The sequence below is a fragment of the Paraburkholderia acidiphila genome (assembly GCF_009789655.1).
GTDB classification, from domain to species: domain Bacteria; phylum Pseudomonadota; class Gammaproteobacteria; order Burkholderiales; family Burkholderiaceae; genus Paraburkholderia; species Paraburkholderia acidiphila.
The window spans coordinates 1,517,611-1,537,838 of sequence record NZ_CP046909.1 but is presented as its reverse complement, the minus strand read 5'-3'; the positions used below and the strand labels follow the sequence as shown (position 1 = coordinate 1,537,838).

The 20,228-nt window shown below is 64.6% G+C and carries 13 protein-coding genes; all 13 read right to left on the bottom strand.

The window, feature by feature from the left end; genetic code table 11:
* Positions 1-5: 5 nt before the first annotated feature.
* Entirely contained in the window at positions 6-1,244 is a 1,239-nt protein-coding gene (locus FAZ97_RS06850; protein WP_158757763.1) for an ABC transporter substrate-binding protein, read from the bottom strand.
* A 215-nt stretch (positions 1,245-1,459) separates the two neighbouring features.
* A complete protein-coding gene (locus FAZ97_RS06845; RefSeq protein ID WP_158757762.1) occupies positions 1,460-2,863 on the bottom strand; it encodes a GH1 family beta-glucosidase in 1,404 nt (467 codons plus the stop codon).
* Between the two features lie 208 nt (positions 2,864-3,071).
* Positions 3,072-4,748 (bottom strand): SulP family inorganic anion transporter, encoded by a 1,677-nt coding sequence (locus tag FAZ97_RS06840; protein ID WP_158757761.1) that lies wholly within the window; start codon positions 4,746-4,748, stop codon positions 3,072-3,074.
* A gap of 195 nt (positions 4,749-4,943) precedes the next feature.
* Positions 4,944-6,668 (bottom strand): SpoVR family protein, encoded by a 1,725-nt coding sequence (locus FAZ97_RS06835; protein ID WP_158757760.1) that lies wholly within the window; start codon positions 6,666-6,668, stop codon positions 4,944-4,946.
* Positions 6,665-7,933 (bottom strand): YeaH/YhbH family protein, encoded by a 1,269-nt coding sequence (locus FAZ97_RS06830; protein ID WP_158757759.1) that lies wholly within the window; start codon positions 7,931-7,933, stop codon positions 6,665-6,667. The genes FAZ97_RS06835 and FAZ97_RS06830 overlap by 4 nt, the downstream gene beginning before the upstream one ends.
* Before the next feature lie 175 nt (positions 7,934-8,108).
* Positions 8,109-10,031, bottom strand: a complete 1,923-nt coding sequence (locus FAZ97_RS06825; protein ID WP_158757758.1) for a PrkA family serine protein kinase — start codon at positions 10,029-10,031, stop codon at positions 8,109-8,111.
* Positions 10,032-10,804: 773 nt separating this feature from the next.
* Positions 10,805-11,566, bottom strand: a complete 762-nt coding sequence (locus FAZ97_RS06820; RefSeq protein ID WP_158757757.1) for a 2-keto-4-pentenoate hydratase — start codon at positions 11,564-11,566, stop codon at positions 10,805-10,807.
* A gap of 376 nt (positions 11,567-11,942) precedes the next feature.
* The gene (locus tag FAZ97_RS06815; RefSeq protein WP_158757756.1) at positions 11,943-13,721 is read right to left on the bottom strand and encodes a methyl-accepting chemotaxis protein; all 1,779 of its coding nucleotides are present in this window, start codon (positions 13,719-13,721) and stop codon (positions 11,943-11,945) included.
* 193 nt (positions 13,722-13,914) lie between these two features.
* On the bottom strand, positions 13,915-14,790 hold the full coding sequence (gene rbsK / locus FAZ97_RS06810) for a ribokinase (protein WP_158759081.1): 876 nt from the start codon (positions 14,788-14,790) through the stop codon (positions 13,915-13,917).
* 115 nt (positions 14,791-14,905) lie between these two features.
* Positions 14,906-15,943 (bottom strand): LacI family DNA-binding transcriptional regulator, encoded by a 1,038-nt coding sequence (locus FAZ97_RS06805; RefSeq protein ID WP_158757755.1) that lies wholly within the window; start codon positions 15,941-15,943, stop codon positions 14,906-14,908.
* 138 nt (positions 15,944-16,081) lie between these two features.
* Positions 16,082-17,170, bottom strand: coding sequence for an ABC transporter permease (locus FAZ97_RS06800; protein WP_158757754.1), 1,089 nt, complete (start codon positions 17,168-17,170; stop codon positions 16,082-16,084).
* Positions 17,167-18,888 carry a sugar ABC transporter ATP-binding protein gene (locus FAZ97_RS06795; RefSeq protein WP_158757753.1) on the bottom strand — a complete coding sequence of 574 codons (1,722 nt, stop codon included), beginning with the start codon at positions 18,886-18,888 and terminating at the stop codon, positions 17,167-17,169. The genes FAZ97_RS06800 and FAZ97_RS06795 overlap by 4 nt, the downstream gene beginning before the upstream one ends.
* 283 nt (positions 18,889-19,171) lie before the next feature.
* Complete coding sequence (locus tag FAZ97_RS06790) at positions 19,172-20,134, bottom strand: sugar ABC transporter substrate-binding protein (RefSeq protein WP_158757752.1); 963 nt, start codon at positions 20,132-20,134, stop codon at positions 19,172-19,174.
* Between the last annotated feature and the right edge of the window lie 94 nt (positions 20,135-20,228).

Below are 20,228 nucleotides of genomic sequence, written 5' to 3'. Positions count from 1 at the left end.
TGCGCTCAGCTCTTGATTGCGGAGGCGAAGGCCTTCTGCGCGTCTTCCGCCGACTGATTCTTGTTCCAGAAGTTCGTGATGACATCCTGGAGCGCGCCCTGGACATCAGGCGGAATCAGCATTTCCGGATTCGGCAGTTGCCGCGACTTGTCCTTCATGATCGCCATGCCTTCCTTCGCGCAGATGTCGAAGCCCGAGGTGTCCACGTCCGGGCGGATCGGGATCGAGCCCTTGCGCTGGTTGAACGCGGCCTGCGGTCCCGGCGATGTCATGACCGTCGCCAGCAGTTGCTGCGCCTTGACCTGCTCGGCGTTGTCGGTCTTCGGAAACACGAACACGTCACCCGCGATCATGTACGGCGAATTCTTGAAACCCGGGAAGCATCCGAAGTCCTTGCCCGCCACCTGGTTCGCCGCCGAGAACTCGCCCTTGGCCCAGTCGCCCATGATCTGCATGCCCGCCTTGCCGGAAATGACGAGCGCGGTGGCGTCGTTCCAGTTGCGGCCCGGCGAGCCCGGATCCACATAATTATGCAACCGCTTGAAGGTCGTGAGCACGTTGCGGAACGCGGGCGAATTCACTGCGTTCGCGTCGCGGTCGCGATAGACCTTCAGGTAGAGATCGCGGTCCATGTCGGCAAAAATGGCGTCGAACGTGATCTTCTCCTGCCAGGCCTGGCCGCCCAGCGCGAGCGGAATCAGGCCAGCCGCCTTGAGCTTGTCGAGATCGGCAAAGAGTTCGTCGAAATTCTGCGGTTCGCCCTTGATGCCGGCCTTCGCAAAAGCGGGCTTCGAATAGAAGAACCAGTCCTGCATGTGGATGTTCACGGGCGTTGCGTAGTAATGCCCGTTGATCCGGATCGCGTTGACGATCGATTCGGGGAAAATCGCGCCCCAGTTCTCCTTCGTCGCAACCGCATCGACATTATTCAGGAGTCCCTGGTCGATGAGATCGTGAAACTGCTTGGACGTGTTGAACTGCGCGGCGGTGGGCGGATCGCCGCCCACGATGCGGTTGATTGCCGTTGCACGCGCCTGGTCCGCACCGGCGATCGCGTTGTCCACCCACTTGCCACCCGCCTGATCGTAGGCAAGCGCGAACTGCTTGATCGCGGCCGACTCGCCGCCCGACGTCCACCAGTGAATCACGTTGGCCTTGAGCGGCTCCGCGGCGTTGGCCGCGAGCGCGCCGGCCAGCGCGAGAGCGGCCACGATGCCGCGCAGAACGGGTGCGTTATGCTTCATTGCGTCTCCTGTCGATCCGGAGCGGGCGCGCCGCGCCTCTACCGGTTCCCCGCAGGGCTCCGGTTGCTCCGGGTTGGTCTGCAAAAGCTTATGGTTGGAAGTTTCGCGGCCACGGCGCGTGTTGCGGCATGCCCGAGCGTCGCATGCCATGCCGTGGTTGTCACGCTAGTTATTGCCCTTGCCCGGGAACCCTGTCAAACACCCTGGAGCGTGTTTCAAGCACCTTCGAGCGCGCGCCGCTGCGCGATGAAATGCGCAATGAGTTCCGCACTGCGCTTGGGCGTGCGAACCTGCGTGTCGTAATCGACATGCACGACGCCAAAGCGCCGCTCATAGCCGAACGCCCATTCGAAGTTGTCGAGCAGCGACCACACGAAGTAGCCGCGCACGTCCACGCCGGCCTTGATCGCGGCGTCCACGGCGGCCAGGTGGCGCTTGAGGAACGAGATGCGCTGCGTGTCGTTCACTTCGCCGCCGCTCACGCGGTCGTCCGAAGCCATGCCGTTCTCGGTGATATAGATGGGCGGCAGGTTCTCGTAGTTGCGCCCGAAACCGATCAGCAGGTCGCGCAGACCGTCGGGATGGACTTCCCACCCCATCTGCGTACGCTCGACGTCCTTCAGCGGCACTTCGACAAACCCGTGCGCCCCATCGCTCTTCACGTTGGTGCGGAAATAGTAGTTGATGCCGAGGAAGTCGAGCGGCGCCGAGATCGTCTTCATGTCGCCTTCGAGCACGAGCGGCTCGGTGCCCGGCCACAACTCCCACAGCTCTTCGGGATACGCACCCTTGAGCAGCGGATCGAGAATCCACGCGTTGTGCTGCACTTCGAAGCGGCGCGCGGCGCGCACATCTTCCGGCGACGACGAATCGGGCGTGCCGCGCCCCACGTTCGCGACGATCCCCTTGGTCGAGCCCGGATCGTTCGCGCGCAACACGCTGGTGGCGAGGCCGTGGCCGAGCAGCAGATGATGCATGGCCTGCGTGGCGTAGCGGCCGTTGGCCAGGCCCGGCGCATGATGGCCGTTGCCGTAGCCGAGGTAAGCCGAGCACCACGGCTCGTTGAGCGTCATCCAGGCGTCGACGAGGCCGGAGAGTTCGCGGCTCATGAGGTCCGCGTAGTCGGCGAAGCGGTACGCGGTGTCGCGGTTGAGCCAGCCGCCGCGGTCTTCCAGGTGCTGCGGCAGATCCCAGTGGTAGAGCGTGGCAAAGGTGCGCACGCCCTTCTCCTTCAGGCGCTCCAGCAACCGCTTGTAAAACGCGATGCCTTTGGCATTGGGCCGCCCCGCCTCGTCCATCACGCGCGGCCACGCGATCGAAAAGCGATATGCCTCGAAATTCAGGCTTTCGAGCAGATCGAGATCGGCCTCCCAGCGGTGATAGTGGTCGCAAGCCACGGCGCCCGTGTCTCCCGCGAGCACTTTGCCCGGCGTTGCGCTAAACGTGTCCCAGATCGACGGCAGCCGGCCGTCTTCGTGGATCGCGCCTTCGATCTGATACGCAGCCGTGGCGGCGCCAAAAAGGAAGTCGCTGCGCCACAGCGCGGAGCTGGCGGGCGGAGTGAACGGATCGTCGGCAACTGCGGCGGCGGAAGGCGGCAATGCGGTGTCCTGATTCACGAAATCTCCTGCGCGGGAATCACCGGCGTATGCGTTCTGGGCAGCCGGATCAGGTTGGAGTGGAAGCGCTTCCACAGCGCTTGAAGCGCACAATAGCAGCGGCCAAATCCAACGGACAATCGGGGTTTCTCTGGACGTTTTTATGTAGCTGCTTCACATGTTTTCCGGACTACAGCGCGCTTTGGCTTGTAGCATGGCTACACGAGCCTCACGTATCCGTGCGCGACTCCAGATCGGGGCGCACCGCCGCGAGCGCTTCGTGCAGCGTTGGGAAGATGTTCGCACGCCCCACGATGGGGGTGATGCCGTGCCGATCCATGTCCGACAGCAAGTAGCGGTTCACGCGCCCGAAAATCACCTTGACGCCGCGCTCCCCGAGTTCCGAGCAAAGGTCGATTACGGCGCGCCCCGCGGAATAATCGAGATCGGTAATCGCACCCGCATCCACGACCACGCAATGTACCGGCGTCGGCGCCCGATCGATCAGCGCGCGCAGTTCGTCGACGAACAGATGGTCGTTCGCATAGAACAGGTCGGCGCCGAAGCGATAGACGATCAACCCTGGCGCCGTGAGCTGCCCTGCTTGCGCGGGTTCGGGCAGCCAGTGCCCCTCCTCGTTCGGCACGAGCACCATGGTGTGCGGCCGGTAGCTATGCCGCACGTGGCGCAGCAAAGACAGGCCGATGGCGATGAGGATACCGTTCTCCACGCCGATCACGACAACGGCGAGCGCTGTGGTCACCGCAAGCCGGAATTCGCCGGGACTTTCGCGGCGAATATCGATTAGCTGGCGAATGTTCACGAGCCCCACGGCAATCGTGAAGACGATCGCGGCCAGCACGCAGTGCGGCAGGTACTGCAGCAGGCGGCTGAAGAACAGCAAGACGACGAGCACGACGCCCGCAAACACAAGCTGCGCGAACTGGCTGCGCGCGCCGGCCTGATCGGCCATGGCGGTTTGCGTGAGGCTGCCGTTGACGACGAAAGCGCCGCTGAACGAAGCCGCCGCATTGGCCGCCGCGAGGCCGAGCAGATTGGCGTCCTCGTCGGTGCGCTCGCCGTAGCGCTCGGCAAATGCGCGGCTCGTGGCGGCGCTTTGCGCGACGATGATGACGAAGCACGACGCCGCCACCTGCAGCAGGTCGATCATCTGGAACCAGTCGACGGCGGGAAAGGCGATGCGCGGCAAGCCGCCCTGCACCGGACCGATCACGGAAATGCCGTGACCCGCGAAGTTCAGCATGGCGCTCGCGGCGATGCTCCCCACCACGGCGACGAGGGGCACGGGCCAGCGCGGCCGGACCTTCTTGAAGACCAGGATCGAAGCCACGACAACCACGGCGATGGCAAGCGTCGCCCAGTGAATCGTGCCCAGTTGCGTGACGATCTGCTTGATCTGCAGGACCGTGCGGCGTGAATTGACAGCAATGCCAAGCATGTCGCCGAGCATCGCCACCCCCACCTGCACGCCCACGCCGGTGAGAAAACCTGCGAGCACGGTGCGCGAAAGGAAGTCCGCGAGAAAACCGAGACGAAACACGCGTGCGATCAACAACAACACAGCCGTGAGCAAGGCCGTCATGCCCGCGAGCGCGACATATTCGGCGCTCGAAGGCGCAGCCATGGTCGTAAGGCGGCTCGCGAAAATCGTGGCCGTGGCGGAGTCGGCAGCGACCACGAGGTGACGCGACGCGCCAAAGAGCGCGAAAGCAACGAGCGGCAGAAAGCCCGTGTACAAACCGGTGACGGCAGGCATGCCCGCGATGCGTGCGTAGCCAAGCAGCTGCGGCACGTTCATCGAGGCAAGCTGCACACCGGCGAGCGCGTCGCGCCATGCAGACGCGCGAGAAAGCGGCCGCACGCCGCGAAAGAGTTCAAACGCCATTACGCCATCCTTTCGAAATCCGCCTCTACGGGCAGTGTTTTTTTGCTGCGGGTTCACTGGCGCAGTATGTTAGCGCGCGTGGGCGTTGCGGTACGCAATCGATTGCAACGTCGTTGCACGCGCATCAAAGAAAGAGGCCAGCCCGCAGGCTGGCCTCATGACTTATACGCTCAATCGCGTGATGCAGCGAGATGGCTAGACCCGAATCGGCGGCGGCATATAACGGCATTCGTAGCGTTTTCGGACCGTGCCGTTTTCGTCCACGCTTTCGAGGAACACGTCGAACTGCCAGAGGCGCGCCATGTGGCGCAACACTTCGTCGGTGTCGCCCGAAAGATGGCGGTTATCGCTCATGAAGTGACGCAGCGTGAGGCTGCGATCGCCGCGCGTGTTCACCGACCACACCTGGATATTCGGCTCGCGGTGATGCATGTCGTACTGACGCGAAAGCGCCTGGCGCACGTACTGATAGCCGCTGTCGTCGTGGATGGCCGAGACTTCGAGCGCGTCGCGCATGTCGTCGTCGAGCACCGAGAAGAGCCGCATTTCGCGGATCAGATGCGGCGACAGATATTGCGCCACGAAACTCTCGTCCTTGAAGTTGCGCATCGCATAGTGCAGCGCCTTGAGCCACGGACTGCCGGCCAGCTCAGGAAACCACTTGCGGTCCTCCTCCGTGGGGTTCTCGCAGATACGGCGAATGTCGCTCATCATCGAAAACCCGAGCGCATACGGATTGATGCCGCTGTAATACGGCTTCGTCACCGGCGGCTGATAGATCACGTTGCTGTGCGAATGCAGGAACTCCATCATGAAGCCGTCTTCGAGCTTGCCCTGCGCATAGAGCGTGTTGAGCAGCGTGTAATGCCAGAACGTGGCCCAGCCTTCGTTCATGACCTGGGTTTGCCGCTGCGGGTAGAAGTACTGCCCGATCTTGCGCACGATGCGGATGACTTCCCGCTCCCACGGTTCGAGCAACGGCGCGTTCTTTTCGGCGAAATACAGCAGGTTTTCCTGCGGCTCGGGCGGAAAGCGCTCGTCGGTTTCCTCCGCAACGGGCATTTGCTGCTTGGGCAGCGTGCGCCACAGCTCATTCACCTGGGACTGCAGATAAGCCTCGCGTTCCCGGCGCAGTGCCGCCTCGCGCTCGAGAGACAGCTTTTGCGGCCGCTTGTAACGATCCACGCCGTAATTCATGAGCGCGTGGCACGAGTCGAGCAACTCCTCCACGCGGTCCAGACCGAATCGCTCCTCGCATTCGGCGATGTAATTCTTCGCGTAGACGAGGTAGTCGATGATGGCGTGCGCATCTGTCCATAACCGGAACAGATAGTTGCCCTTGAAGAACGAGTTGTGCCCGTACGCGGCGTGCGCGATCACGAGCGCCTGCATCGTCATGGTGTTCTCTTCCATGAGATACGCAATGCAGGGATTGGAGTTGATGACGATCTCGTACGCGAGACCCATCTGGCCGCGGCGATAACTCTTTTCGGTGGAGAGAAAGTGCTTGCCGAACGACCAGTGACGGTAGTTCACCGGCATGCCGACGGACGCATAGGCGTCCATCATCTGCTCGGCGCTGATCAATTCGAGCTGGATGGGGTAGACGTCCAGTTCGTATTGCTCTGCAACATGCGAGATATGTGTGTCGTACTCCTCGATGAGTTCGAAGGTCCAGTCGGAGGGGCACGGCAACGGCCGTTTGTCGGCTACGTTCATTTGCACTTCCCTTTGCTGGGCGAGCCCATGCTCCTTGTGGCGAGCAGCCCCGGCGGCAGGTCCGGGCGCTTCGGCGTCTTCGCGATGATCGGGCTTGCGCTCGTCACCGTGTTCGCCATGATGCCCTTTTTCGTGGCCGCTCGTCTTGCGGCGCTCCGGCTGGTAGCCGCGCGCCTCATTGTGCAGGTGGCGTGTCGTCATGAGTGCTCCACCTGCTTTTCGAAAAGCTCCCGGAACACCGGGTAGATGTCCGCCGCGGTGTCGACTTTCTTCATCGCCAGATGCGGTTCGGTGAGTGCGAGCTGCGCGTATTCAAGCCAGAGGTTCTGCTCCTCCGGTGTCACCTGAATATACGCAAAATAGCGCACCTGAGGCAGTATGTCATCCGCGAGGATCTTGCGGCATTTGGGTGAATCGTCAGTCCAATTGTCGCCGTCGGAAGCCTGTGCGCCATAAATGTTCCAGTCGCTTGGCGAATAACGGTCCTCGATCACTTTTTTCATCAGCTCCAGCGCGCTCGACACCACCGTGCCGCCGCTTTCGGTGGAATGAAAGAAGGTGTCCTCGTCCACTTCCTCGGCGCGCGTGTGGTGGCGTATGAAGACCACCTCGATCTTTTCGTAATTGCGCTTGAGGAACAGGTACAGCAGGATGAAGAAGCGCTTGGACAGGTCCTTGCGCTGCTCGTCCATCGAGCCCGACACGTCCATCAGGCAGAACATCACGGCCTGGCTCGACGGTTGCGGCTGCTTCACGCGATTCACGTAACGCAGATCGAACGGGTCGATGAACGGAATGCGCCAGATGCGTCCGCGCAGGTGATGAATCTGCTCTTCGAGCAACGCGATTTCTTCGCGCCGGTCGGCCGGGTCGGCCTTGAGCACTTCGAGTTGCTCTTCGAGTTCGTGCAGTTCGTTCACGAGCGGTGCGCCGAGCGCGATACGCCGGCCAAGCGCGCTGCGCAGCGACCTTACGACGTCGATGTTGTTTGGCGTGCCCTCGGCGGCCCAGCCCGCGCGGATGCTCTTCCACGTAGGCACGGCCATGAGATGGGTTTTGACGAGGCGCGGCAGTTCGAGGTCGTCGAAGAAGTACTGCATGAACTCTTCGCGCGAGAGTTCGAACACGAAGTCGTCCTGACCTTCGCCCTCGTTGCTCGCCTGGCTGCCGCCTCCGCCCCCGCCGCCCTGTGGGCGCGGAATGCGGTCGCCGCGAATGTAGTCCTCGTTGCCTGGGTGGACCATTTCGCGCTTGCCGCCGGGGCCGTGCCGGAACGACGGCTCCGCAATGTCCTTGCGCGGAATGGTGATGCTCTGATTACTCTGAATATCTTTGATGCTGCGGTCACGCACCGCTTCCGAGACGGCGTGACGAATATAGTTCTTCACACGGCGCAAAAAGCGCTCGCGATTGGCAATACTCTTGTTCTTTCCGGCTAGCCTGCGGTCGATGATTTGATGAAGCACATCTAGTCTCCCGCTCCAGTTTCGAATGGGCGAGGTGCGCAGTGTTCATTGCCGCGTCTGCCATCGTGCGTGCCGCGTTCACCCGCTCATGGCCACGCCGCCTGCGCCCCGCCGGGGGTCCTTTTGCGCCGCCGCAAAACCGCGGCGGCGCACTCGGACGGTAAAGCCGCTTCGTTCACGACGACTTGCGCACCCGCAGATACCAGTCGCAGAGCAACCGGACCTGCTTCGGCGTATAGCCCTTCGCCACCATGCGATTGACGAAGTCCTCGTGCTTGCGCTGCTCTTCCGCCGATCCTTTCGCATTGAACGAGATAACCGGCAAAAGTTCTTCCGTGTTCGAAAACATTTTCTTTTCGATCACCACGCGCAACTTCTCGTAGCTGATCCACGCCGGGTTCTTGCCGGCATTGGCTGCACGCGCACGCAGCACGAAGTTCACGATCTCGTTGCGGAAGTCCTTCGGGTTGCTGATGCCCGCGGGCTTCTCGATCTTCTCGAGTTCGGCGTTCAACGCCGCGCGGTCGAAGCTCTCGCCCGTGTCGTGGTCGCGGAACTCCTGATCCTGAATCCAGAAGTCGGCGTACGTGACATAGCGGTCGAAGATGTTCTGCCCGTACTCGGAATACGACTCGAGGTAAGCAGTCTGAATCTCCTTGCCGATGAACTCCGCATAACGCGAGGCCAGCACGTCCTTCACGAACGACAGATACTTCTGCTCGGTTTCCGGCGGGAACTGCTCGCGCTCGATCTGCTGTTCGAGCACGTACATGAGGTGCACCGGATTCGCGGCCACTTCGGTCGAATCGAAGTTGAACACGCGCGAGAGGATCTTGAACGCGAAGCGCGTGGAGACCCCGTTCATGCCTTCGTCGACGCCCGCGAAATCGCGGTACTCCTGGTATGACTTCGCTTTTGGATCGGTGTCCTTGAGGTTTTCGCCGTCGTACACCTGCATCTTCGAGAAGAGGCTGGAGTTCTCCGGCTCCTGCAAGCGCGTGAGCACCGACATCTGCGCCATCATCTTGAGCGTGCCCGGTGCGCATACCGCTTCGGCCAGCGACGAATTGCGCAGCAGCTTCTCGTAGATCTTCATCTCTTCCGAGTAGCGCAGGCAGTACGGCACCTTCACCACGAAAATACGATCGAGCAGTGCTTCGTTGTTGCGGTTGTTGCGGAACGCCTTCCACTCCGACTCGTTCGAGTGCGCGAGGATGATGCCGTTGAACGGGATCGCGCCGAATCCTTCAGTACCCTTGAAGTTCCCCTCTTGTGTGGCCGTAAGCAGCGGGTGCAGCACCTTGATTGGCGCCTTGAACATTTCGACGAATTCGAGCAAGCCCTGATTCGCGAGACACAGACCACCGGAGTAGCTGTACGCGTCCGCGTCGTCCTGTGCGTATTGCTCGAGCTTGCGGATGTCCACCTTGCCGACGAGCGACGAGATGTCCTGATTGTTCTCGTCACCAGGTTCCGTTTTCGCAATGCCGATCTGGCGCAGGATGGAGGGGAAGCGGCGCACCACGCGGAACTTGCGGATGTCGCCGTTATATTCGTGCAGGCGCTTCACCGCCCACGGGCTCAGGATGCTCCGCAGGTAACGGCGAGGTATGCCGTATTGCTCTTCGAGTATCGGACCGTCTTCGTCGTAGTCGAAAAGCCCTAGTGGAGATTCGTTCACGGGCGAGCCCTTGATCGAATAGAACGGCACGCGCTCCATGAACTGCTTCAGACGCTCGGCGATGGAGGACTTGCCGCCGCCCACCGGTCCGAGCAGATAGAGAATCTGCTTCTTCTCTTCGAGTCCTTGCGCCGCATGGCGGAAGTACGCGACGACCTGCTCGATCACGTCTTCCATGCCATAGAACTCGCGGAATGCGGGATACACCTTGATGACCTTGTTCGCAAAGATGCGCGACAGGCGCGGATCGTTGCGGGTGTCGATCTGTTCGGGTTCGCCGATTGCCGTCAGCATGCGTTCGCCAGCCGTGGCGTACGCATTGGGATCTTCCTTGCAGAGCGCGAGATACTCCTCGAGCGAGAACTCCTCCTCTCGCGTTTTTTCGAAGCGGGTCGCGAAGCTGCTGTAGATATCCATGCTACCTCCTCGCCGAGATCTGCGACCGATGTCGTGCGCGGCGCGCTATTCGGAAACGACATCGCTCAAATTCATCCTAAACCCTTTTGAAATTTTTCGCACCGTTAAATCGCGCCGGATGTGCCCTCGAAAGCTAAGCATTTTTGAGCGCTTGGAGGGCGTGAGACAACGACTTACAATGATCTTCCCCACTAGTGCAAATTTCAGACCGGGGTCACGCTCCCTCTCAAACGCTGTGCCCGCGTATTGCCCGAATCTTTCGGGCCGAGCAGTCGCAGCAACAAGTCCTTTACCAGACATTAGACCGGTTTTCGCCTTGTCGTCCGGCCTGTTCGACGCTCCGGCATACGCAGCGCCTCTTCATCAAACGCACCAGTGCAGTGCCGGTGCACACCCACTCGTTACGATTTGTTCGCGTGCGCACATGGCGCGCTCGTATGGCGCACTGCCACGGCGTTGTTGTGAGCACGCGTCAATGCAATTTTTTTCCCGTTTTACGCGTCGATTTCTCCAACGTCGGTGACCTGCCGCGCATTCTTGTACGTATGCGAGCCGACGTTGACAGGCCCTCCTGGCAGTAGTGCTTTTCCCCCTGCAATCGAACGACGCGCACGCGCGCGACGAAGATGACGCGCGTGACAGGTTGCCAGGTGTACACCCATGAGACGCGCCATGCTCACAAAAAAATAAAGCCGCCGCGCAATGCGCGCGGCGGCTGTTCATTTGAGCCAATGTGACAGGTACGATTGTTACATCGAGCGCACCTGCGCAATCTAGACAAATTCGACTTCGACTTCCCCTAATCCGTCGATGTGGCCGTGCAGGAGACCGGGCTTGTCGATGCGATGCGCACCGACATAGGTGCCCGTCGTAATGGTCCATTCGGGCTCGATCGTGATGCCCATTGCAGCGCAATGATTGACGAACCAGACGAGCAGTTCGCGCGGATCGCCCGCGGGGTTGCCTGGCGCCTCCGGCACGAGCGAGGCGCCGTCGAACGTCAATTCGAGCTCCGGGGCGACGAAATCGAGCGCGCGGGCCAGTGCGGAGTACGGTAGCGCGTGGCCGGTCACGAGCGCGCCATTGTTCTGCGCATCGGCGAGCTGGGCGAGCGGCGCGACGTTGGGCCACTGCGCGAAACGGCTATCGACAATCTCGATGGCCGGGAGGATCTGGCCCACGCGCGCCAGCACCTCGTCGCGCGCATAGGCTTCGGCGCGCGGAACGATCGGTTCCGAAAAACGAAACGCGATCTCCAGTTCCACGAGCACGCGGAAAAAGTGCCTCCGCTCGAAGCGCGCCGGCGAGGCGTGCACAAGCGGCGCCGGGATCGGTGCGCCGGAAGCGGGGCCGCCCGGTGCGCGCGCCCCCACCTTCCAGCCGCCCGTGGTCGTTTCGAGCCCGGCGAGCACCGCCTGCTGGATCGCGTATGCAGTGGCCGCGTCCGGCGGCACGCGCTCGGGCTCCAGGGTTTCGATCAGATGATGATGCCGGCGCGCATTCACGAGGCGTTGCGCGAGATCGTCATGCGTCATGTCGGGTTCCTTGTTTGTGCTGTCATGCGGCACCGGCGCTCGATGCCGGCGCGATCCGTGCTGCGTGGCGCTGTGCGCCCTCCCTTGCCCTGCGGCGCGGGTACCTTGCCTTGCGGCGCCACCCCGCGCGGTCCGCGCGTGCACATGGGCGCGGGCTGAATCCAGCACGACGCCATGCCGCTCGCGGGCACCGCAGGGCGCCGCAGTGTAGCGCGCCGACCGGGCCGCGCAGATGACACGGCTGACAATGTACCGTAACGGCGCCCGTATGGTGCATGGCGGGGCCGCAAAGCGGGATCAAAGGTGAAAAAGCCGCTGCGACGCAGCGGCTGGTTCTCAAACATAGGGAGGGCCTGCGTTCCTGACAAATGTCGCTTCAGAAGGTCTCCCAGTCGCCGTTCGAACCGGCGCCCGCTGCCACCGCGCCCACGGGAGCGCTCGGAGCGGCAACGGGCCGCGCGGCCGGCTGGGCGGCGGCGGGAGCGCGACGCGGCGTGCGCTTCGCCGCAGCGGCAGAGGCGCCGCTGGCCTTTGCCGGGTGCGAAACGGAACGGGAGACGGAAGCCGCCCGTGCGGCTGCCCGCGTCGTCTGTACCGGTGCTGCGCCGAGCGCTGCGTCGTCGAGGCTGAACACCGCGACGGCCTCGCGCAGGCGTCCCGCCTGGTCCTCGAGCGACTGCGCCGCGGCCGCCGCCTCCTCGACAAGTGCCGCATTTTGCTGCGTTACCTCGTCCATCTGCGTGACCGCGCGCGCGACCTGGTCGATGCCGCCCGACTGCTCCTGGGAAGCCGCCGCGATCTCGCCCATGATGTCGGTCACGCGCTGCACCGCGGCGATGATCTCGGTCATCGTGCGCCCTGCTTCGTCGACGAGCGCCGAGCCCGCCTGCACGCGCTCGACCGAAGTGTCGATGAGCCCCTTGATCTCCTTGGCCGCCGCCGACGAGCGCTGAGCCAGGCTGCGCACCTCGCCCGCCACCACGGCGAAGCCGCGCCCCTCCTCGCCCGCGCGCGCCGCTTCGACGGCCGCGTTGAGCGCGAGAATATTGGTCTGGAACGCGATGCCCTCGATGATCGTGATGATGTCGGCGATCTTCGCGGAGCTGTCGTTGATGTCGCCCATCGTGCCGACCACCTGATTGACGACCGAACTGCCCTTGTTGGCGATTTCCGAGGCATTGGCGGCGAGCGCGCTGGCCTGGCGCGCGTTGTCGGCGTTCTGCTTCACGGTGCCGGTGAGCTGCTCCATGCTCGAGGCGGTCTCCTGCAGCGCCGAGGCCTGCTCTTCGGTGCGCGACGAAAGGTCGAGATTGCCCGCGGCAATCTCGCGCGTGGCTGTGGCGATCGATTCGGTGCCCGAGCGGACCGAACGCACCGTTTCGGTGAGGCTGCGCTGCATCTGCGCGACGCCGCCGAGCAGTTCGCCCATCTCGTCGTTGCGGCGCACGACCACGGGCCGGCGAAGGTCGCCCGCGGCGATCGCATGGAATGCGCCGAGCGCCTCGCCAAGCGGCTCGGCAATGGCGCGGCGCAGGGAGAAGAACGAAAAGGCGGCCGCGCCGATGCCCACCAGCAGCGCCGCAATGCACGCGATGCGCAGTTGCGAGAACGCGGCCTGGGCGTCGTCGAAACCCTTTTGCGCCTGCGTCATCTGGAACTTGTCGAGCACGGCGTCGGCCTTCGAGAGCCCGTCATAGGCTTCCTTGAGCGCCTTGGCGCCCGCCGTGACCTTCGCCTGGTCGCCCGACTGCACGGTGCTCGAGAACTGGTCCGCAATCTGGTGCAGCGCCTCGCGCCGGGCTGCCACGTCCTGAGCGAGCCGCGCTTCCTCGCCGTCGCGCGGCAAGGCCATGTACTTTTTCCAGTAGTCGTCCGATACGCCACGCAGCATGCGCGCACGCTCGATCGTCGCGGCGGCGTCCGGCGTACCCAGTTCGAAGGCGGCCCGGTCGAGTGCGAGCCGCTCGCGCGCCGCATAGATTTCAGCCAGGTTGACCGCGTGCGAACTGGGCATCTGGTCGGTGAAGGTCTCGCGATACGCGTCGTTCGAACGCGTGAGACCGAGCAATCCGACCGCGCTGATCACGACGATCAACGTTGCCAGAAAGCCCATTGTGATGCCGATGCGCGCCTTGATACTGATGCCCTTGCCCATGTCTCCCCCAACGCGTGTTGTGTGGTCGGGCCTGGCGCCCGAGATAGAGTTGCGCTTCTAACACGCGTTTACGGCACGGGCTTTCTTGGTCTTGAAATATGTATATGGTATGAAGTATTAGGGGAAACCATTCATGAGCTGCGCGAATAGCCGGCGCTTCGGCCGGCTATGTCCGCAAGACGTGCGAATTGGCTCAACCCGCGAGTTCGGCGAGCGTCGGGATGGAAGGTTGCGCGCCCGCGCGGGTGACGGAAACCGACGCCGCGCGCAGTGCGAATGCAATGGCTTCGAGCGCAGGCGCGCCCGTGGCGAGACGCCCGGCCAATGCGCCGATGAAGGTGTCGCCGGCCGCCGTCGTGTCTACGGCCTCGACGCGCGGCGCGGGCAGATGGGCTGGCGCGGCGCCCTCCAGCAGCGCACATACGCCCTGCGCGCCGAGCGTCACCAGGACGTTGCGCGCGCCTGCCTCGCGCAGGGCCAACGCCGCGCGCGCGGCCGCTTCGGGCGTGCTCGCGGGCAGGCCGGTAAGCGCCGCGGCCTCCAGTTCGTTCGGCACGAGGTAGTCGATGAGCGCGAGCCACTGCGCGGGCAGCGGCCCCGTCGCGGGCGCCGGATTGAGGATGGTGATCTTGCCGAGCCGCCGTGCGGCGGCAAGCGCGGCCGCCACCGCGTCCGGGGGCGTTTCGAGCTGGCAGACCACGACGTCGGCCCGCGCGAGCACGGCCTCGTTGCGCGCGATCGTCTCGGGCGTGACTTCGCCGTTGCTGCCCGCCACGATGACGATGGCGTTCTGGCTCGCGTCGTCGACGATAATCAGCGCCACGCCAGTCGGTGCGCCCGGCGACGTTTCGAGGGCGCCGCAGTCGATCCCCTCTGCCACGAGGCCTGCGCGCAAGACTTCGCCATTGCTGTCGGCGCCGACCCGGCCGACCATGGCCACATGGGCACCGAGGCGCGCCGCGGCCACCGCCTGATTGCCGCCCTTGCCGCCCGCCACCTGCGCAAACGCACTCCCCGCGAGCGTCTCGCCCGGAGCCGGCAGGCGCGGCGCACGCGCGACGAGATCCATATTGAGGCTGCCGACCACGGCCACGCGAGCGCGCGCGTCGGTCGGCTTTGCTGCGTCAGTCGTCACGATGCCTCCTGGATGGTGGCCGGCGCGCCTTGGGTGCGGCTGCCTGGCCTCAGGCCGCGAGCGGCGCGTATTCCGCCGCGCCGACCCAGGGCCCCGTCGATTCGCGTGCAAAGAGCGTAGGCGGCATCACGCGGCGGCGCGCCGTCGCACCTTCCTCGCGCGAGTTCGCAATGCGCTCGATCAGCGTGAGCGCCGCCATGTCGCCGAGCGCGCGCGCCGGCTGCCCGACGGTCGAGAGCGCGGGCCACGTGAAATTGCCAAGCTCGATATCGTCGAAGCCGATGATCGAACAGTCGCCCGGCACACGCAAGCCGCGCTCGGCGGCCGCGCGCAAGGCGCCGATGCCCATCATGTCGTTGCCGGCGAAGATCGCCGTCGGCCGCACGCTGTCGAACAGCTGCGCCGCCGCGCGGTAGCCGCCCGCACCGGAAAAGTCGGCTTCGACGATCGCACCCGGCGCGATCTCCACGCCGCGCTCCGACATGGCGCGCAGGAAGCCGTGCATGCGCATCGCGCTCACCGCGGTCGTGACCGGCCCGGTGATGCAGCCGATGCGCGAGTGCCCGAGTTCGAGCAGATGGCGCGTGGCGAGCCAGGCGCCGCGCTCGTGGTCGATCTGCACGAGATCGGCGTCGAGCCCCTCGATGTTGCGGTCGATGACGACGATCGGCTCGCGCGCGTCGGCGAGCGTCGAAGCCAGCACGGCGTCGTCACCGGCCGAGGCGACGATGAGGCCGTCGATGCGCTTTTCCTGCAGCACGCGCAGATAGCTGCGCTGCTTTGCCGGGTCGTCGTCGGAGTTGCAGAAGAACACGCAGTAGCCCTTGCGCGCGCAGGCATCCTCGACCCCGCGCGCCAGCTCCGCGAAATACGGGTTCGTGCCGTTGGGCACGAGCAGCCCCACGGTCGCCGTCGCGCGCGCCTTGAGCGAGCGCGCCACCGCCGACGGCACGTAGTTCAGGTCGCGGATCGCGCGCTCGACCTTGGCCCGCACATCCGCCGACACCGGACGCGAATTGTTCACCACATGCGACACCGTCGTGAAAGACACCCCCGCCACGGCGGCCACATCCTTGATCGTCGCCATCTTTATGTTGCTCCTGCTTTTTTGCTGCCTGTTGCTGCCGGCTCTCTGCGCGCCCGTTGTTGGTATGGTCTGGCTACGCTTGCCCGGTCATTTCCGCCGGCCCGCGCTGCGTTGCGGACCGCGCCCTCGAAGAAATTGTTATGTCCTGTTGCTTCTACGACTTCGCCTGCTGCGGTACGTGTCGAGCACGACCGCCACGACGATCACCGCGCCGGTGATGATGCGCTTGGTGGGCTCGTTCGCACCGATCTGCGCGAGCCCCGCGGCCAGCACCGAAATGATCAGCACGCCGAAGAACGTGCTGATGACCGAGCCGCGTCCGCCCATCAGGCTCGTGCCGCCGATCACCACGGCCGCGATCACCTGCAGTTCCAGCCCGACACCCGCGTTCGGATCGGCGGCTTCGAGGCGCGAGATCTGAAAGAGCGCCGCGAGGCCCGAAAGCGCGCCCATCAGCGCGAACACGATCACCTTGTACGGCCGCGGATCGACGCCCGCGAGGCGCACCGCTTCCTCGTTGGTACCGATACCAATCAGATAGCGTCCGAACACCGTGCGCGTAAGCGTCAACTGCGCGATCACCATCACCGCCACCGCGATCAGGAACGCCGGCGAAATGCCGAAGGCGATCGGGTTCGAGAGAAAGTCGAACGCGTCGCCGATATACGCCGTGCGCGAATTCGTCATCTGGTACGCCAGCCCGCGCGCCGCCTCGAGCACGCCGAGCGAGACGATGAACGACGGGATGCGCCAGCCCACCGTGACCGCGCCCGTAAGCGTGCCCGTGGCCGCCGCGGCGACGAGACCGAGCAGCGCCGCCGGCAGCGCGCCCCACCCCCACTTGAGCGACGCCACGCTCACCACCGAAGCACCGAGCGCGAGCACCGAGCCCACCGAAAGATCGATGCCCGCGATGATCAGCACGAAGGTCATGCCCACGGCCATCACGACGAGATCCGGAATCTGGTTCGCGATCGTGCTGAACGTATCGTACGTGAGGAAGTGCGAACTCAACAGCGAGAACAACACGACCATCGCGATCAGTGCGAGCGCAAGGCCCAGGTAGTTCGAGAAGCCAAAGCGCGTCCCCACGGGTTTGCCGCTCGCCTGCACCGCATGCGGTGCGGGCTCCGGTGCAGCGGCCGGCGCGATTTTGGCCGAACTGGTTCGCCCAACGCTGTCGTCACCCTGAGGCGACGGTTGCCCGCGCAACGGATCGTTCGTCATGAAGCGCTCCCCCGTGGGTCATCGTTTCGTTCCTGCAGCTTTTGCGTGGCTACGTGCCCCGGCAGGCTCGCGACGTCAGGCAGATCGCACGCGTCGGCAACGAGCGCATCCTCGGCGCGCAGTCCCGCGAAGGCGGCGGCCAGCAACTTGTCCTGACTCCACTCATCGCGACCGTAGATCGCCGTCATCCTCCCCGCCGACATCACGCCGATGCGGTCGCAGATCAGCATCAGCTCGCGCAGGTCGCTCGACACCACCACGAGCGCCCGGCCTTCGCGCGCGAGCGCGCCCATCAGCGCGTAGATGTCGAACTTCGCGCCGACGTCGATCCCGCGCGTGGGTTCGTCGAACAGCACGACGCGCATCGCCTGCGTGATGTCGCGCGCGAGCCAGCGGCCGATCACGACCTTCTGCTGGTTGCCGCCCGACAGCTCGCCCACCGGCTGCGCGGGCCCGGACGTGCGGATGCGCAGTGCGTCGATCTGCGTGCGCGCGAGCGTGTTCTCGCGCGCCGCGTCCACGACGCCGTAGCGCGACACCGCGCCGACGTTGCCAAGCGTCACGTTCGCGGCGAGCGGCTGCGGCAACAGCAGCCCTTCGCCCTTGCGGTCCTCGGTGATGAGCGCGATGCCAAGCCGTACCGCATCGGCGGGCGAGCCGATCTGCACCGGCTCGGGCGCGGCGCCCGGCGTGCTCGCCAGCGCCACCGTGCCGCGCTCCATGCGGTCGGCGCCGTAGATGAGCCGCATCAGCTCTGTTCTGCCCGCGCCGATCAGCCCGGAAACACCGAAAATCTCGCCTGCGCGCACCTCGAACGACACATCGCGTACGGCCTTCGCACGCGTGAGCCCATCGACTTTCAAAAGCGGCGCACCGATGCGCCGCTGCCCCAGATCGATGCGCTCGCCAAGCTCGCGCCCCACCATCAGCGCGACGATGCGCTCGGGCGTGAGGTTCGCCATGTCGTCCACGCGCACGAGCTTGCCGTCGCGCAGCACCGCGACGCGCTGTGCGATGCGCTCGAGCTCTTCGAGCCGGTGCGAGATGTAGACGAGCGCTACGCCCCGTGCCTTCAGCCGCGCGATCTGCTCGAACAACAGTTCGACTTCGCGAGCCGTGAGCATGGCCGTGGGCTCGTCGAGGATCAGCACCCGCATGTCGCTGCGTTTGCCACCGTCGGGATCTGCGACACCATCGGCACTGCCGATCAGGTTGCGCGCGATCTCCACGAGCTGCTGATGCCCGATGCCGAGCTCTCCCACCGGCGTGTCGGGGTCGATCGCCTCGAGCCCGACCTGCGCCATCGCGGCCCGCGCGTCCTCGCGCAGCCGTTTGCGATCGATCCAGCCGAACCGCAGCGGCCCCGACTGCGGCAGGCGGTCCAGAAAAAGATTTTCCGCGACGGTGAGCGTGGGCAGCAGGTTCAGCTCCTGCATGACCATGCGCACGCCAAGCGCCTCGGCTTCGCGGCGGCTCGCCGGCGCATACGGGCTGCCCATCAGCGTCATGCTGCCCGCGCTCGGCGCCGTGAGGCCGCTCACGATCTTCGAGAGCGTGCTCTTGCCCGCGCCGTTTTCCCCCGTGAGCGCAAGCACTTCGCCGGCGTGCAGCGCAAGGCTGACGTCGGCGAGCACCGGCTGCTCGTAGGTCTTCCCGACGCCGGTGACCGTAAGCACGGCGGGCGCAGGTGACACTACGTCGGGGACATTTGCATCCATCACGATCCTGTAGTCGCGAGCCGCGCCGCCGGGTTCGACCGGTAGGGGGCGCCGCCCGGATACTGCGGGTCCGCACCGCCGCGGCGCGCTCCGGTCGAGCGGCATCGGACGGCGCGCCGGGCAGCGATTCGCCCCCGGCGGAAGATGGCCGCCCATGCGGCCATCCCGGTACAAATAACGGCCGTGCGGCGAGATTCTTGAGCGTTTATTGAGTTAAGTGAACAAATACCGCCGCGGCGGCGCGGAGCGGCGCCCTGGCCGGCCACGGCGGTCGCCGCGCCGTTTACTTCGTGACGAGCACCACGGGCGTTTCGACAATACCCGACAGCTCCGACTGCTTCTTGTGCTCCTTGAGCGCCTTCAAGGCGGTGTCGATGCCGAATACGGCCTGCTTCGCCGCGTACTGGTCGGCGGTGGCGAGCACGCGGCCGTCCTTGAGCATCGGCTTGATGGCGTCGATGTTGTCGTAACCGACCACGTACACCTTGCCCTGCTTGCCCGCCGCGCGCACGGCCGACACGGCGCCGATCGCCATGTTGTCGTTGCCGCACAGGAGCGCCTTGATGTCGGGGTATTCGTTGAGGATGGCGGAGGCCACGGCGTTGCCCTTATCGATTTCCCATTCGCCCGACTGCGTCGAGACGATCTTCGCGCCCACGGCGTCCATCGCGTCCTTGAAGCCCGCCGTGCGCTGCTGCGCGTTGGTCGTGGTGGAAACGCCCTCGACGATACCCACCTGGTCGCCCGACTTCAGGCGCTTGGCGAGGTAGTCCCCCACGAGGCGCGCGCCCTTGCGGTTGTCCGGGCCGACGAACGGCACGTTCAGGTCCTTGGACTTGAGCACGTCGGCGTCGAGCTTGTTGTCGATGTTCACGACGATGATGCCCGCGTCCACGGCCTTCTTCACAACGGGCACGAGCGCCTTGGAGTCCGCGGGCGCAAGCACGATGGCGTCGACCTTCGAGACGATCATCTGTTCGACGATCTGGATTTGCGCGGCGGTGTCGGTCTCGTTCTTGATGCCGTTGGTAATGAGATCGAACTCGGAGGCGTTGTGCTTCTGATAGTCCTTCGCGCCGGTCTCCATGGTGAGGAAGAACTCGTTGGCGAGCGACTTCATGACGAGCGCGACCTTCGGCTTGTGAGGCGCCTGGGCGCGTGCCGCGAGCGGTAATGTGCCTGTCACGGCGGTTGTAGCGAGCGCGCTGGCGGCGAGGAGGATGCGGCGGCGAATGCGGGAGTTCATTTCAGGAGTCTCCGGTTTGTCGGGCCCGGCTGGGCCCTGCTTTCTGGTTATGCGCAAACGTTTTCTGCCGGCCCATTCTCGGCGCAGGCGCTGA

Excerpts from the sequence above, each read along its gene's own strand:
- FAZ97_RS06850 (WP_158757763.1), bottom strand. The coding sequence starts at position 1,244 with ATGAAGCATAACGCACCCGTTCTGCGCGGCATCGTGGCCGCTCTCGCG.
- FAZ97_RS06840 (WP_158757761.1), bottom strand. The coding sequence starts at position 4,748 with ATGGCGTTTGAACTCTTTCGCGGCGTGCGGCCGCTTTCTCGCGCGTCT.
- FAZ97_RS06835 (WP_158757760.1), bottom strand. The coding sequence starts at position 6,668 with ATGACGACACGCCACCTGCACAATGAGGCGCGCGGCTACCAGCCGGAG.
- FAZ97_RS06825 (WP_158757758.1), bottom strand. The coding sequence starts at position 10,031 with ATGGATATCTACAGCAGCTTCGCGACCCGCTTCGAAAAAACGCGAGAG.
- FAZ97_RS06820 (WP_158757757.1), bottom strand. The coding sequence starts at position 11,566 with ATGACGCATGACGATCTCGCGCAACGCCTCGTGAATGCGCGCCGGCAT.
- FAZ97_RS06815 (WP_158757756.1), bottom strand. The coding sequence starts at position 13,721 with ATGGGCAAGGGCATCAGTATCAAGGCGCGCATCGGCATCACAATGGGC.
- rbsK (WP_158759081.1), bottom strand. The coding sequence starts at position 14,790 with ATGGATCTCGTCGCGCGTGCGCCGCGCCTGCCGGCTCCGGGCGAGACG.
- FAZ97_RS06805 (WP_158757755.1), bottom strand. The coding sequence starts at position 15,943 with ATGGCGACGATCAAGGATGTGGCCGCCGTGGCGGGGGTGTCTTTCACG.
- FAZ97_RS06800 (WP_158757754.1), bottom strand. The coding sequence starts at position 17,170 with ATGACGAACGATCCGTTGCGCGGGCAACCGTCGCCTCAGGGTGACGAC.
- FAZ97_RS06795 (WP_158757753.1), bottom strand. The coding sequence starts at position 18,888 with ATGGATGCAAATGTCCCCGACGTAGTGTCACCTGCGCCCGCCGTGCTT.
- FAZ97_RS06790 (WP_158757752.1), bottom strand. The coding sequence starts at position 20,134 with ATGAACTCCCGCATTCGCCGCCGCATCCTCCTCGCCGCCAGCGCGCTC.